Genomic DNA, 14380 nt, shown 5'->3' on the forward strand with positions numbered 1-14380 from the left:
AAAAAGGTAGCTTCAAATTTGCGGTTTTGCTTACTTAGTTTTTGATTTTATTTTTAGTTTTAGCGATCATAGCTGTTAGGAGTTGTATTACTTAAGCGCATAACAAGATGAGAGAAACCGCAATCAACGAAGCAAAGGCCTTATGCCAAAGCCATAAGAGCGCATTTTTATCTACCTTCTCTAACAATCAAAAGGGTTTTCCGTTTTCTTCTATCGCTCAATATGTTTTTCTTGAAGATAATCACTTTTACTTCTTTATTAGTGATATCGCCCAGCACACCAAGAATTTAGCCAAGCACCCGGCACTTTCGTTTATGGTGCTTGGTGATGGCGCGGTTGAAGATGTTGAAAATGCGCGAGTTACTATTCTTGGGCATGCACACAAACTGCCAAGAGCGGATAGCGAAAGCCTGATTGCACAATTCGTAATAAAGCACGAAAAAGCTCAGCAATATGCCATGCTCGGTGATTTTCACCTGTGGCGAATTGAAGTGGCTAGGGTTCGATATGTAGGCGGTTTTGGCCGTGCATTTTGGCTAGAAAAGCAGGAATGGTACTAAACAGCAAAAGCGTGTTCAAACTCGCTTTCTCGTCCAAGCGATTGATTGGTCATGTCAGCCAAGGTTTTGCGCCAGAACCCGCACGAACTTTCAATCTTATCTTGCATACGTACTTTCCAACGACCTTTGTATACCGACCAAATGTGTGCCATAAACTCAGTGGCGTAACGCTTTCTGCGCTCGGAAGGGGTAATATAAAGCGCGTAGACTTCAAACTCTCGGCGGTTTGAAATACCAATTACGGTAAAGCCAACCAGCTTACCATCTGCATAAAAAAGATAAGCGATATTGGTTGCGCTACACAGTTCAAACGAGCCCACTTGCTTTTGATAATGGCTCGCTTTTAGCAATTGTGTAAAAGTCTGCTCGCTGTATTTATCAACTCGAATTAACTCTAGTTCAACCACTTTTCTAATCTCCCGCTTGGTGTACGGTTGATCATGCTTAAAGTTTGTGGGCGAATTGTGAAGTTTAAAAAAAACACCAATAAAGTATTTTAACAATTTAATTTTATTTGAATTTTAGCGGCTTGACCTTTAACCAAATTTCCAGCGCAATCACCTTTTCACTTGGCGAGCCTCCATTTTCTTGTGAAATTACTTCAGGATAATGTTCTATTAAGGGCGCATCTTCTGGCTCGTACCCGCTTTGTGGCAGCCACTTTGCGAAAATATCTAATTGGAAACTCAACAAGTCTTTAATTGCTCCACGGTAGTCAAAAATTGCGTATATTCCCGCACTGAGCACATTGAGTTGATATGGCCGAGTCACCGCAGATTTTAATTCATCGTTAATCACAATTGCGCCATCGTAACGCGCTTTATCTAGTGGCGTAAAAACGGGATTATCATGACCAAAACCAAACTTTTGTACTTGGCTATAATCCAGTCCATGTGCACTAGCCCACGCTGCAAGCTGCTGCCAACAGGCGCTAATTCCTTGCAATTGGTAGCCTTGTGACGCGCGTAATGTACATAAGGATAGCTGTGAAATAGAGTGTAATTTAACCGGCTGAATAACACTGTGTCGCTCAGCTCTTAATGCGTGTATCCGGGTAAGTTGTGTCGTGTTAAGGGCCGGCTCAAAGTTATTGTTTGCCACCAGCTTACGTAGTTGTTCTGTTTTTCGCACACTTGAAGGAGTCACACCAAAGTGCTCTTTAAACGCTCGCGAAAAGTTTGCGCTACCAGAAAAACCAAACTGTAGCGCAATATCTGTCACACTGTACTCTTCGGCTAGCAACAGCATATTGGCCGCGCGCTCCAACCTCACGCGATTAGTGTACTGGCTCAAAGACTCACCAATCACAGCTGCAAAAATGCGCTGGAAATGAAACTTAGAAAAATGGCTCAGGCTCGCCGCTTGCTGTAACGAAAGCGGCGAACTTGGATTGCTATGCACCCATTCAATGACAGGCTGTAACCGCCCTAAATATACCTCTTCAGCGCTTAACTTTTGCTCAGTTGATTGATGCAAGCTGTATCTCTCCCGATTGGCTCTTAGCTTGTTGATAGTGTCGCCAACACAGTATAAGTGTTAACCCTGCCGCTATAAAATCAGCTCCCACAAGTGCCATAAATACACCATTTAAGCCAAAATAGTGTGGCGCAATAACGATTAATGGAACTAGAATAAACATCACCTTCAAGGCACTGTAAAAACAAGCGCGTTTGGCATCACCTTTCGCTTGATAAAATCCAGACGCTAAAATTACCACACCAAACAGCGGCATCCCCCAAAGTGCTGAGCGAAAAACGCGCTCTCCTATTTCGAGAAATTCACTCGCTTCGGTAAACAGGCTCAGCCATAGCCTCGGCAATCCCATCAACCCTAGCGTCAATAACAGCGCAAATCCTGTCATACCTAAAAAAGCAACACGCGTACACGCTCTTACTCGCCCACTATGTCCTGCCGCTAAGTTATAGCCGACAATAGTTTGAAATGCGATCAACATTGCAATCGCGGGTAGAATTGCGAAATTAATAATACGTCCCAGCATGCCGTGGGCGACTACCCAATTTTCGTTTGCAAAAGACAACAGCTGCCAGTTAACCACCGCAGTTTGCACGCCAAGGCAAAATTGCGTGATCAAGATAGGCATACCGATTGCGAGGATCGGTAGCCAAGCACGAGGTTTCCAACACACCTTAACCGCAAGCAAGTCACTACGCTTTCTTTTGAGCTGAAGCGCAATAATCAATGTCCCCAATTGCGCTGCGATTGTCGCATATGCTGCACCTGCAACCCCCAAACCAAATTGCGCGATAAATAGATAATCAAGCAGTATATTGAGCACAGCCGAGACTAATAACAACAGCATCATCAACTGCGGTTTACCCTGACCACGGAACATATCAGCCACAATGGGTAATAAAACCCCGGTAATGGCACAAAGATATAACGGCTGTATGTAGCTAAGCGCATCCTTTACAAAAACCGCTTCCACTTGCAAAAGTGATAAGAGTTCAAGTGGATAAAGCCAACCAAGTACCAAGAATACCACGCTAACTATACCGCCAATTATCAGTCCATGACCGATAACCTCCGCGGCTTTATCTACTTGCTTTGCTCCGATTAATCTTGTCATAGTGGCCGCCATACCTGCAGATACCATAGCGGTTAGCGCTATCATTAACACTTGCAGTGGGTAAACCATGGCCACCGCGCCAAATGCCATCTCTGACACATAGCGACTAATAAACCAGCCGTCGACCAAGGCATATAAACCCACAACGAGTAAACCGATGCAAATGGGAATACAGGTTCGAATAAACAGCGCTAATATGGGCATCTCAGCGAGCTGCACGAGCCCTAATTGATTTTTATCTTTCATGTAAACTAATCCTCAGTAGCCATAATATGGCAAGGTAAAACTACTTATCTGGAGAGGTTACAAATTCCAAACAAAGATAAATATTCAAATATTGCGAAGTTGATGAAATTAACGCACAAAAACTGGCATAACAAAAAATCCCGCAACGATAACATTCTTTTACAACTCTATTTTGTTCCTAAGTTAGTATATTTTGTAACCTCTACTTCTTTGATTCACTTTTGAAAGGATTTTACTATGCGTTTAGGATTAACTATTGCAGTTGCAACTATTACCCTATTAACTGGTTGCGGTGGCTCTTCAACTGACTCAAAAGACCAAGCACCACCACCCAAAACGGTCACGCCACCACCCACTCCCACAGAAAACAAACTCAATATCACAGCACTGGACCAAAACAATCATGTTTACTCGAGCGACTTGGGTTACACCACGACTTTGGAGCGCGTCTTCAACTTAAAAGACAACAAACTATTAGTGCTCGGAGAAACATCAAGTGTTGAAGAACTGGGTAATAAAGAAGGTTTTTATGCGATCACGAACCTAGATGGCCAAACTTATCAATATGAACAAACGCAAGAAGGATTTGTTGATGCCTGTGTTTTTGACTCAGGAGAATACGTCATAGGCCGATTTAAACGTGAAGATACTGATCGGTTCAGTGTACAACTTGAACGCTACGATGGCTCTGGTACTTTGCTACAAAGTGCTGAAATGAAGGCGTTATCAATGGACGTTAAATATGATATCCCAGCTGATAAGAGTGCTTGGCTTAAAAAGCCATTCACTATTATTCCGACAGACAATCCATTGAGCGAGATTCCATATACGCAAACTAGCATTACATGGTGGCGCTTTAACAATGTAAAATTCTCCTGCCATGACAACAACTTGTACGTCAGTTATAACAACGGAGGTCAAAAGATTGCGAAATACGACGTAAACCTCCAACTTAAGTGGCAAAAGCTGATCGATATTCGTTACTGGGCTAACAGTTCGCGTGCGTCTGAAGCAATTGAAATGGCGCTCTCTGAGAACGGATTTTTATACACAGTGCAAAATATTAGTACTGATGCAATTCCTGCCTACAATCATAAGTTTTCAACCAACCATCCGATACCCAATAACACAGAGCAAAGTGCGATGCACATGATTGTAAAAACCTTTAATGTAGACGGTGAACAACTCAATGAACAATTTATCAGTGACACTGACTCATCGTTAGTTGAGGATGTTCAAGTACATCAAGACAGTGTATTTGTTGGTGTATCGGCACGCCGCAGCAAAACGGGTAAAACAAGATATTCAAGCGAATGGGATATTGGCTTAGTAAAAGTTTACCATGGTGAAAGGGCTGCCGAGCGTTATTGGTATGACTTAGATAAAGAAGATGTGCTACGTGGAGTAAAGATCAGCAACGACACATTATTTGTGTACGGCCATACTGGTGGTGTACAAGTGGACACAAATAGCTGGGTTGAACATAGCAAGGCGTTTATTGGGAAAATCAACCTTGAAAACCTAGCCGATATTGCTGTTGAAACCACTAGCACAGCACGTTCCGCCAGTTTCCAGGATTTAACCATTCAAAATGGCGTGTTAAGCGCTGTGGGACTTGAGAATGCGCCCATGACACATTCTACCGATATCTCTATGGCAGGTTTGTTCATTAAAAAAACACTCAACGACTAGACCTGCCAAGTGGTGATAACGACCAAGTTATCACCACTTATTATTAACGCGAAAGCAAAGTAACCACAGCTTGAGCCCCTTTATTGTCCGGTAAATTCGCTAAATGCAACTCCCCTTGCTGAATACGAATAAGCTCCCTGCTCAACACCAAGCCGATACCTGAGCCATTTGGTTTAGTGGAATAAAATGGTACGAAAAGGTTATCTGGATTGGCGATACCAGCGCCGTTATCTTCTAGGGTAAAGCGCCAATTTTTTGGTTTATCTAGGGTTAGCGTTATGCCATCATTCCCCGCAGATTGATTTGCTTGCTCAGCATTATTGACAAGGTTGATCATAGCCTGCGTTAGCTGATCTTCATCACAATAGACCAAGCCCTTATTAAGCGCCTTTATCTCAACACCGGGAAATAAAGCTTGCCAGCGCGATACCAGCAACTCTACCTCAATGTTTTGCATATCAACGGGTGGAAGCTGCGCTACTTGTGCGTAGTTTGCAACAAATTGCTGTAAATGAGCTGCACGACTTTCTATTACCCCGAGCATAGTTTGCTGCATCTCAGGTGAAATGATATTGCCATCTTGTTGTAGAGATTGCGCCATTGAGTAGACCGGAGTTAAGGTGTTTCGCACCTCATGATTGAGTACCGATAGTAGCTTTTGCCATACCTGCTTTTCATTATCTCGCAGCGCTTGCTCTACTGAGAAAAACACCAGTAATTGATAGACCCGCTGCCCCCGATATAGTTTATGAGCTGCAATGCTAAATCGAGAGATGTGCTGCGTATGCTGCCATTGTTCATCCACATACTGAAGCGCCAGTGCTTTCACATGTGCACCATGTAACACCTCCTCTGGATACACGGTATTCATGGCATGATTAGCAAAATACACATGATGATGCGCATCAAGTACCACTATTGGCAGAGTGAGTTCGCTAATAAAATTAAATACAAAAGCTTCATTCTGACCATATTCTTGACGCTTTTGCTGTAATCGCTTGGCAGCTTCTTTGAGCTCAGCCTTGAGCAATTCAACCCGACCCTTGCGGTATTGCGCTAACTGCCATACACCAAACTCTTCATTGGTTACACCGTCCAACTGAACAGCCAAACTTTCAAGCACCTGCATTACTGCCCGATAGCCGTAGCTCAGTGCGAATACAGAGGGGAGCATCACACCGAGCAACAAAGTGATTGCACTTAACAGCGTAAGCTCAAAATAGTAGATCATCCCAAGCGCGAGCATAGCAAGTGTAATTATAGGTATCGCAAAGCCAACAAGTAACTTGTGCTCAAGTGATGCCAACTTAGCCATCAAGCTCTGCCTTTGGGCTAATATCATGCTTTTCTAGGCGTCGATAAATTGCAGATTTACTCAAGCCCAAAAACTCTCCAGCGGCCACTACATTACCATCGAAATGGCGGATCGCTCTTGCAATCATGCGTTTTTCGGCTTCTTCAAGGCTCAAAAGTGGGAGCTCTTGCTCTGGTACACCTTCCTCAAGCTCAATATCATCCGCAGTTATCTCAGGCTGAAGTCCTAAGATCACGGCCCGTTCAATGACATGAGATAGCTCACGAATATTACCAGGCCAGCTGTAACTCAATAATTTGTCTAGCGCCTCTGCAGTTAGCGTGCGCTCCCGTCCGGTATCATTACCATGGCGCCTAGTGTGCTTTGCTAAAAAATGGGCCGCTAAGCTTGGGAGCTCTGCTAATCTTGCTCTCAGTGGCGGTACCTTTAGCACCACCGTATTTAAGCGATAAAGTAAGTCCTGACGAAACTGCCCAGCGTTAATCGCTTCTGACAAATCCGTATTAGTGGCAGAAACAATCCGCGCATTACTGCGACGCGTTTCAGAATCTCCCACGACTTCATATTCACCCGTTTCGAGCACGCGTAATAGCTTGCCCTGAAGTGGCAACGGCAAGCTGCCGATTTCATCTAAAAACAAAGTGCCATTTTCAGCCATTTCAAACCGCCCAATGCGATTTGCCTTTGCATCGGTGAATGCGCCTTTGCAATGGCCAAATAACTCACTTTCAAATAATTCCGTTGGAATAGCGGCCATATTCACGCTCACAAAAGCGTGCTCAGAGCGACCGCTATTATCATGAATATATTTAGCCAACTGACTTTTTCCGCAGCCATTTTCTCCCAGAATAAGCACGTTGGCATTGGTTTTTGCAACGCGCTGAGCTTGCTGAAATAACTGAGAGGTTGCGTTATTGTCTGCGTGTGGTTCATGTGATGACGATAGTGCTTCAGCACTTTTGGTGTAGCGTCTAACGGTGTTCAGCAGCCGCAGGTTGTGCCAAGGTTTTTCAATGAGGTCACATGCGCCCAACTGCATTGCTTGGACCGCAAGTTCAACTTTGGCCCACGCGGTAATAACAACCACAGGCACACTTATTTGCGCTTGTCTCAACCAACTAAGAAATTGCAGCCCTTCTTTTCCTGAGGTTGTATCTCTATTGAAGTTCATATCAAGCAAAATAAGCGCAACGGGCTGCTCTGATAACATAGCCTTGGCTTCATCTGGGTGTGCAGCTTCAAGACTCATAAAACCATGACTTTGTAGCACTATGGTGGCTGACATTCGTACGTCAGGGTTGTCGTCGATGATTAAAACTGGCGTCATCACTTCCTACTTATATTCTGTTTGGGCTTACGCCCAAACTTTAATGTTTTAATGCTCGCATTGGTGTCGAGTTTATTAACTGTCTCATTGGGTAAATCGCCGTGGCTAACGCAAAAGCCAACATGGTAACAATCACTACAAACAACCAACTGGATTTTGCCAACAACCAATCTGACGAAACACTCATATAAAATCCCGCAACAACCATAATGGCAGCCAACATCGCCACCAGCATGGGTGCGATGGTATCTGACAATAACAACCGATATAAGCGGTGTCGTTTGGCACCAAGTGCCATTCGCATCCCAAACTCGTAGCGTCTTTGTTGAAAGCTATAGTTAAGCACACCGTAAATGCCCACCCCAGATAACAACAAACAAAAACCACAAAGCGCAAAGCTTAGCAGTAAAGTCAGGCGCTCCAAATAGGTAATGCTCTGATATGTCTTTGTTAAGTTTGAAAAACGCCATATTCCCGCCTGACCATTCACGGCACTGATGGCATTTTGGATCTGAGCGCGAGTAAGTGATGCTCCCGGTTCCATTTCTATCATAAATGGATATCCCAAAGGCAGCGCGGGTAGCCAAACGGTTTTACCTTGAAGTTCATGATGACGTTTAGGGTGATTGAAGTTTTTTGAAATTCCTACGATTTCAGCAGGTACATCTGGGTTAAAAATAAAATACGTTTCACCAATCACATCACCGCCTGGCTTTAACGCCTGTGCCGCAGCCCAAGAAACAATAGCCTCTTCCTTTTCGCCTCGAATTGCAGCTTCGCTAAAAGTGCGTCCGGCAACGAGCTCAAGCCCAGTTAATGCAAAATAATCCGGCCCAACGTTACCTCTAACCATGCTCGGTGTCCATTCACCCGCCATATCTTGCATAGCAACCACAGGGACATCGCTTTGTAATGGACTTTCTCCATGGGCGACGCCTAACACGCCCGGAATGTTAGTCAGCGCGAGTTTGAATCTTTCAATATTGGCGTAACGCGCGGGAAATGGAGTGGGATCTGCGGGAATATGTAGCATCACGCTATACATATTGTCCAACTTTGTTCCGAGCGGTCTAAGCAAGGTATCGGCGCTTTTACATAGCACTAAGGTCGCCCCAAGCACCAACACAGTGGTAAAAAACAGCTGTACCGCAACCAGTGTTTTTGTCGTCGCTATGCGTACCGCTTTTACGCTGCCTTTACCAGACGACTGCATGCTTTGTTTAAGTTGGCTAAAATCAATCATGCGTGAGGTGACAAACGCAAACAATAAAGCTAATAACAGTACGGTTAGGATAGCACTGAACAGCACTGTGGTATCTAAGGTTAAAGTGTCAATCAGCGGCAAATAACCACTGGTGAGCGATTTAACTAACCTCAGCTCCCACGCGGCGATAAATAACCCCACCAGCACAGCGCCTGACACCAATAACAGCGCTTCTAGTAAAATGCCACGAAACAACAGCTTACGCTTCGCGCCGAGCATTGCTTGTAAGGCCAGTTGCTGTTGGATGGTGTGAGCTCGAGAGATAAACAAATTACTCACATTAAAAATTGCGATGAGTACCAAGCATGACACACTCAACAACACGATAATGGCAAGCTTGTCATGTCCCGCCAGTTCTACGTCACGGTACGAACGTACTATAGGTTCAATATCAAGTAACGCTTCGTCAGCCGATTTCCATTCGCTTTGGTGCAGTTGAGCATTTTGATATAGCTGCTCTGCGAGGGTATCCAGACCACTATTGGCTGGTAGTATCGCCAGTAACTTCAAGTTGTTTAGTCTGCTACTCCAAGGATGATACTCGCCGCGCTGATCACCAAAAAATCGCTCATCTTCAGAAAAACTAAGCCACAGCGCCCCATTTCCTTCACTTAAAAAGTAAGGATCAACATGCGTACGTGCAGCAACACCGACGATGGTGTACAGTCTGCCAACAATCCGCAGACTCTCCCCAAGCACATTGTCATCACCATTGAAGTATTGTTGCCAAAGTTGAAAGGAAATAATGACCTCTGGATTTTTCTGGCTAATGCTTTTCGTTGGTGTTAGGTATCGTCCCAGTGCTAGCGGCATTTTCACCATACTAAAATAATCCGAACTTGCAAAAGTCAGCGTAAGCTTTGGCTTGCCAGCTAGATTTTCAACCACATCGGAAAAGCTACTGATCAAAGCTCGTTTTTCATACATGGAGGGGTTCTGATACCAGTTCAGCATATTTTGAAAGCTTTGCAGCCCTTCAGACGCCCTGTCTTGGTATACGTTTTTTTGTTCTACCACCACAAATCGCGATTCATTTTCAATCTCAAGCGGCTTAATAAAAAAGCCACTAAACAGACTCAATGCGACAAAAAAGCAGCTTAACGCGAGTGCCAACGTCAGTACTAGCGTGATACAAAAATTCGGTACTTGAAGCAAACTTTTGATTGCCAGCCCTAATTGACGCCGAAGTTGCAAAAACCCCATTACACCACCTCCGCAGTACAAATATCGCGTTTTGCAACGCTTGATGAAACCTGTACCCCATCTAAAAGCTGAATTTGCCGCTTGGCATAACCTGCATAGCGAATATCGTGCGTCACCATGCAAATGGTTGTGCCTTGCCTATTCAACTCCCCCAGCAAGGCCATTACCGCATCACCATTTTTAGAATCGAGGTTTCCAGTTGGTTCATCAACTAATAAGATACTTGGCTCGCCTGCAAGCGCACGCGCAATAGCCACTCGCTGTTGTTGCCCACCAGATAGTTGGTTTGGTTTATGTTTTGCTCGGTGAGACATTTCAACTTGCTTAAGTGCGCCCATCACACGGCGCTCAATTTCGTCAGTCGCAAGCGCAGGCTCACGATATTGAAGCGGTAAAGCCACATTATCAAATACTGTTAACCCATCGAGTAGATTAAATGACTGAAAGACAAAACCGATGTGCAAATTACGCAGCTCTGCTTGCGTGTCTGCATCTAGCGTACTGGTTTCTATATCTTGGATGCGATAGCTGCCTGAAGTGATGTCATCTAATAGTCCAAGAATGCTCAATAGAGTGGATTTTCCCGATCCTGAAGGACCAGTTATCGCAACGTAATCGCCCCTTTCAATTTCAAGGTTAATGTTGCTAATGGCGTGAGTTTCAACATCCTCGCCAAAGAACACTTTACTCACTTGATGTAATGCCAAAATTGTCTTGTCCATTTGTTCTTCCTTTACCGATTGAGTGATTTAATTGTTATTTTTTCTAGGTGCTGGTAATCAGACATTTCTGACACCACCACTTGCTCACCGGATAAACCGCCTTCGAGTACTTCTATGGCATTGCCGGCTAGTTTACCAAACTTAAAACTTTTTTTGATAAGCATGTTGTTTTGTTTATCTAAAACAAATAATTGACTCTGAGATTGTGGAGTTGCACGCGGTGGCTTAATCAGTGAAAGTGCGGCGGTCTTTTTTGCTGTAAAAATTTGCCCTTCAACAGTCAAAAGTGGGCGAGCATTGCTTGGCAGCTCCCCAAGTAATGTCAGTTCTATCGCAATACGCCCGTCTTGTACTATGGGCACAATGCGGCTAACCTTAGCCTCAACCTGACCAACAAAGGTGTCTACTAGCGCTCGTTGACCTAAGATAATCTCGCTTGCTTCTCGCTCTGGCACCAGTAAATCGGCTACCAAAGTTCGCTCACTGCCCACCACGGCTAGCGCCTCTCCGCGTGTAATTGCTTGACCTTGACTGACATGTACTTGCTGCAACATGCCGCTGATCCCCGCAGTGACTTGTAATTGCTCCACCGCCTGAAGCGCGACCTGATAGCTCAGCTCATATTCTTTTAATAGCTCTAGCTCAATCTCAATTCTTTGCTTATGTAATGCACTGGTTTGGCTAAGCTGCTGCTGAGCGAGCTTTACTCGCTCACTTAACTGAGCGACCGTTAAGATTGAGCGCTGATGATCTAAGCTTGAAACTATGCCTTGGGTGACTAGTTGGCGTTCAGCCTGCTCTCGCAATTTGGCATTTTCAAGCTCACTGCTGAGTAGAGTATTTTGCCCTTTCAATACAAGTCGCTCACTTTCTTGGCTTAGCCTTAATGCTTCAACATTGGCTTTTTGCCTAGCGAGTACCAGTCTTTCTCGGTGGAGTTGCTGAGTTAACTCAGGATTGGTTAACTGTAAAATAACGGTGTCTGGCGCTACCCTGCTGCCTGGAAGATGCAGTACGGTTTCAACTTGCGCTGCAAATGCGGTTGTGATCTCTCTACTGATCTTTGAACGTAATCGGCCATAGCCTTTAACACTAAACTGTATCGGTCCGGATTGAACAGTGGCAAATTTAAGCATTTCAGCATCTATTTGCTGGTCGTGAGGCACCATCCATACGCCCATTGCAGCGAGCACAATAAGGGTCGTTAACAGCCACCACCGACGAAATGGCTTTTTAGCCGTTTTGGCAAGGCTAGTGTGAATATCCATCGAATTACCATGTTATTATTTTTATACGGTAATACGATATTCAGGCCAAATTTAACCTATTGATTTTTATAAAGTTAAAATAATTCGCCTGTATGAACTTTCCCTAACTTGGGACTGTGTAATATCAGTTATGGGAAACCTGCCGCTCAGCAAAGAACAACTGGTTTAGATAGCCTATTTAATTCGCCAAATTGCTTTAAAGGTTTTACTCGCCAAATAGAAAAATAACAGCGGCATCAATACTAACTTCAGTACCAAAAGCGATACCACGTTTAAGAAGTCGATAAAGAGTGACTCAGCAGCGTCGAGCATATCGCTAATACCACTAGAAACCGCTTTAATTGCTCGGCTTAGCGTCCCCTCATTGCTACCGTGAAGCTGCTCATTGAGCTTTTCGATTGCGTGTTGATGTTGGTCTTTTTCTCTATTGATAAGCGCTATTTGCGTGTCGAGTTTTGTTTTATCGCTGGCCAATCGCTGTTGCTTTTCAATCAGTGGCTTAGCCTCTTCACTTTTGGTAAATGTTAGCCACTCGGATAAACTTCGGTTCGCTTGAGCCGCTTTAATATCACCTTCTAAAGCGGTAATTTCAGCATGTAGCTCGGTAGCTTCACCATGAAGTTGGATCTGTTGTTTCGTCAATAGCGCTATTTGCTCACTATGGCTTTGCTTTTGACTGGTGATTTGAGCCTTTATTTTTGCACTTTGCGTGCTGGTCTTTGTTGCTTGAGATTGAAAGAGGTCAACACTGCTCGACACCACTTCACTTTGTTTATTTATTTCTTGGTCCAGTAACAGTTGGCTAGTGAGACCCGTCGATAGAATTACAAAGGGAACCACAAAACGGATCAGTAGCATCGTGGCTAATATTTTAGTCCTTACCGTTTGCCAAAGTCCTAGATAGCAGCACACGAAATATCCAATTACGGTGACGGTAAAAGCAACACTGAATAATATATGAGTAGAAATAGTGTAGAGAATACGTTGGATAAACAAAGAGCCAATGGCTAATTGCATCACATCAGAAATATATTCGGCTAAATCATTGATAGGGTCGAGTAGCTGCGCAGGCTGAATGCTTGCAACACCAATCCCAACCTCGGCAGATTGCAGCAAAGAAATTGCGCCATTGACCGTACGTGCTGAAGCATAGACGAGTGAAGATTGTAGCAGCGCTCCATCAATGAACTCCGTCATGGTGAGATTGAAAGCTGATGACCAACTTAATACCACCAAGATAGTAAGTAATACAAATTTACCTATTTTAGCCCAGACCATCTACATACACACCTAGAATGCTAAAGGTTTAGTATTGATGAACAAAGCTTAACTAAAACTGATTTTAATTGTGGTTTTCTGGATAATGAGCTACCACAGATAATGTCCGCTCAATAAAACGGGTAAGCGCTCGTTCTGGAAGAAAGGGTTGTCGCCCTTCAAGATTAAACTGCGCTAATAAGCGCTTGATCTTAGCATCGTTCTTTATTTGCTCAACCGACTTACCCGCCTGATTCAGAATCTTAACCCGCTCAACCCAAGCGAATGTTTGAATTCTATGTTGTTCGAGTTCACTTTTCGATGTGGGTTTGCCATGACCTGGCACAATCAGCGTATTTTGATCGCCAATCGACAAAATCAAATCGACCGCTTTATTAAAACCCGTTAAGCCCCCAGCATAAAATGTTGGATGCCAGTTTGTAGTGTAAATGTCTCCGGTAAACAAAGTATTGCTCGTGGGGTGATAGAGAATGTTGTCATTTGCGGTATGTGAAACGGCTTGAGTATGCTTTATCACCCCGAGCTCCTTTAACCCTTGCGGGCTCTCAATAAGTGTAAAACCTTGCTGTTGGAAAAAAGCATTACCACCAGTATGATCCGAATGACTATGCGTATTTAGCAGGTATTTTTTCTCGGTCTGAAAGCTATTCTGTATCAAATCATTGAGCTTTGGCAAATCCGCATCTTCAGCTGTGGGGTCAATGATCACCACTCCCCTTTTCGTTGCAAAGATCCCAATGTTTGTGCCGTAACTTTTATCTCTAACGACTTTTGCTGTGTCAGATTGATAAAGCACTTCAAACTCACCGCTATAAGTTGGCTGAGCAACAATTAAGCCCAATAAGATGAACCCCGTAATAGACCGCATTTCACACTCCTTTCTACATTAGACTGTTCACGTTATAGCCATTATGACTT

General features: G+C 44.1%; 12 protein-coding genes. 2 read left to right on the forward strand and 10 right to left on the reverse strand.

The genetic code is table 11. From position 1 onward, the window contains the following. The first annotated feature begins 107 nt into the window (after positions 1–107). Positions 108–560: a HugZ family protein gene (locus tag EXT48_RS11675; RefSeq protein WP_039491160.1), complete on the forward strand. Its 453-nt coding sequence runs from the start codon at positions 108–110 to the stop codon at positions 558–560. On the opposite strand, the gene EXT48_RS11680 is transcribed toward EXT48_RS11675, so the two are convergent. From EXT48_RS11680 to EXT48_RS11690, 3 genes are all read right to left on the reverse strand, one after another. After that, a complete protein-coding gene (locus EXT48_RS11680) occupies positions 557–967 on the reverse strand; it encodes a GNAT family N-acetyltransferase (RefSeq protein ID WP_239357928.1) in 411 nt (136 codons plus the stop codon). The genes EXT48_RS11675 and EXT48_RS11680 overlap by 4 nt on opposite strands. A 103-nt stretch (positions 968–1070) precedes the next feature. Then, positions 1071–2036, reverse strand: a complete 966-nt coding sequence (locus tag EXT48_RS11685) for a GyrI-like domain-containing protein (RefSeq protein ID WP_130164544.1) — start codon at positions 2034–2036, stop codon at positions 1071–1073. Beyond that, positions 2020–3393, reverse strand: a complete 1374-nt coding sequence (locus tag EXT48_RS11690) for an MATE family efflux transporter (RefSeq protein ID WP_130164545.1) — start codon at positions 3391–3393, stop codon at positions 2020–2022. Before EXT48_RS11690 ends, EXT48_RS11685 begins: the two co-directional genes overlap by 17 nt. Before the next feature lie 237 nt (positions 3394–3630). Between EXT48_RS11690 and EXT48_RS11695 the strand changes: the two genes are divergently transcribed. Next, the gene (locus tag EXT48_RS11695) at positions 3631–5085 is read left to right on the forward strand and encodes a hypothetical protein (RefSeq protein WP_130164546.1); all 1455 of its coding nucleotides are present in this window, start codon (positions 3631–3633) and stop codon (positions 5083–5085) included. Between the two features lie 43 nt (positions 5086–5128). On the opposite strand, the gene EXT48_RS11700 is transcribed toward EXT48_RS11695, so the two are convergent. The 7 genes from EXT48_RS11700 to EXT48_RS11730 all read right to left on the reverse strand — a co-directional run bounded on the left by EXT48_RS11700 (position 5129) and on the right by EXT48_RS11730 (position 14330). Next, positions 5129–6400, reverse strand: coding sequence for a PAS domain-containing sensor histidine kinase (locus EXT48_RS11700; protein ID WP_130164547.1), 1272 nt, complete (start codon positions 6398–6400; stop codon positions 5129–5131). Beyond that, a complete protein-coding gene (locus EXT48_RS11705) occupies positions 6393–7727 on the reverse strand; it encodes a sigma-54 dependent transcriptional regulator (RefSeq protein WP_130164548.1) in 1335 nt (444 codons plus the stop codon). The genes EXT48_RS11700 and EXT48_RS11705 overlap by 8 nt, the downstream gene beginning before the upstream one ends. Before the next feature lie 40 nt (positions 7728–7767). After that, positions 7768–10194, reverse strand: a complete 2427-nt coding sequence (locus EXT48_RS11710) for an ABC transporter permease (RefSeq protein WP_130164549.1) — start codon at positions 10192–10194, stop codon at positions 7768–7770. After that, entirely contained in the window at positions 10194–10916 is a 723-nt protein-coding gene (locus EXT48_RS11715; RefSeq protein WP_045988311.1) for an ABC transporter ATP-binding protein, read from the reverse strand. Before EXT48_RS11715 ends, EXT48_RS11710 begins: the two co-directional genes overlap by 1 nt. A gap of 11 nt (positions 10917–10927) precedes the next feature. Continuing rightward, on the reverse strand, positions 10928–12184 hold the full coding sequence (locus EXT48_RS11720; RefSeq protein WP_130164550.1) for an efflux RND transporter periplasmic adaptor subunit: 1257 nt from the start codon (positions 12182–12184) through the stop codon (positions 10928–10930). Positions 12185–12358: 174 nt separating this feature from the next. Continuing rightward, positions 12359–13462 carry a hypothetical protein gene (locus EXT48_RS11725; RefSeq protein ID WP_130164551.1) on the reverse strand — a complete coding sequence of 368 codons (1104 nt, stop codon included), beginning with the start codon at positions 13460–13462 and terminating at the stop codon, positions 12359–12361. Between the two features lie 64 nt (positions 13463–13526). Further along, complete coding sequence (locus EXT48_RS11730; RefSeq protein ID WP_130164552.1) at positions 13527–14330, reverse strand: MBL fold metallo-hydrolase; 804 nt, start codon at positions 14328–14330, stop codon at positions 13527–13529. Positions 14331–14380 lie beyond the last annotated feature (50 nt).

This window comes from Pseudoalteromonas sp. CO348 (assembly GCF_004208845.1).
Classification (GTDB): Bacteria; Pseudomonadota; Gammaproteobacteria; order Enterobacterales; family Alteromonadaceae; genus Pseudoalteromonas; species Pseudoalteromonas maricaloris.

Excerpts from the sequence above, each read along its gene's own strand:
- EXT48_RS11675 (WP_039491160.1), top strand. The coding sequence starts at position 108 with ATGAGAGAAACCGCAATCAACGAAGCAAAGGCCTTATGCCAAAGCCAT.
- EXT48_RS11690 (WP_130164545.1), bottom strand. The coding sequence starts at position 3,393 with ATGAAAGATAAAAATCAATTAGGGCTCGTGCAGCTCGCTGAGATGCCC.
- EXT48_RS11695 (WP_130164546.1), top strand. The coding sequence starts at position 3,631 with ATGCGTTTAGGATTAACTATTGCAGTTGCAACTATTACCCTATTAACT.
- EXT48_RS11700 (WP_130164547.1), bottom strand. The coding sequence starts at position 6,400 with ATGGCTAAGTTGGCATCACTTGAGCACAAGTTACTTGTTGGCTTTGCG.
- EXT48_RS11705 (WP_130164548.1), bottom strand. The coding sequence starts at position 7,727 with ATGACGCCAGTTTTAATCATCGACGACAACCCTGACGTACGAATGTCA.
- EXT48_RS11710 (WP_130164549.1), bottom strand. The coding sequence starts at position 10,194 with ATGGGGTTTTTGCAACTTCGGCGTCAATTAGGGCTGGCAATCAAAAGT.
- EXT48_RS11715 (WP_045988311.1), bottom strand. The coding sequence starts at position 10,916 with ATGGACAAGACAATTTTGGCATTACATCAAGTGAGTAAAGTGTTCTTT.
- EXT48_RS11720 (WP_130164550.1), bottom strand. The coding sequence starts at position 12,184 with ATGGATATTCACACTAGCCTTGCCAAAACGGCTAAAAAGCCATTTCGT.
- EXT48_RS11725 (WP_130164551.1), bottom strand. The coding sequence starts at position 13,462 with ATGGTCTGGGCTAAAATAGGTAAATTTGTATTACTTACTATCTTGGTG.
- EXT48_RS11730 (WP_130164552.1), bottom strand. The coding sequence starts at position 14,330 with ATGCGGTCTATTACGGGGTTCATCTTATTGGGCTTAATTGTTGCTCAG.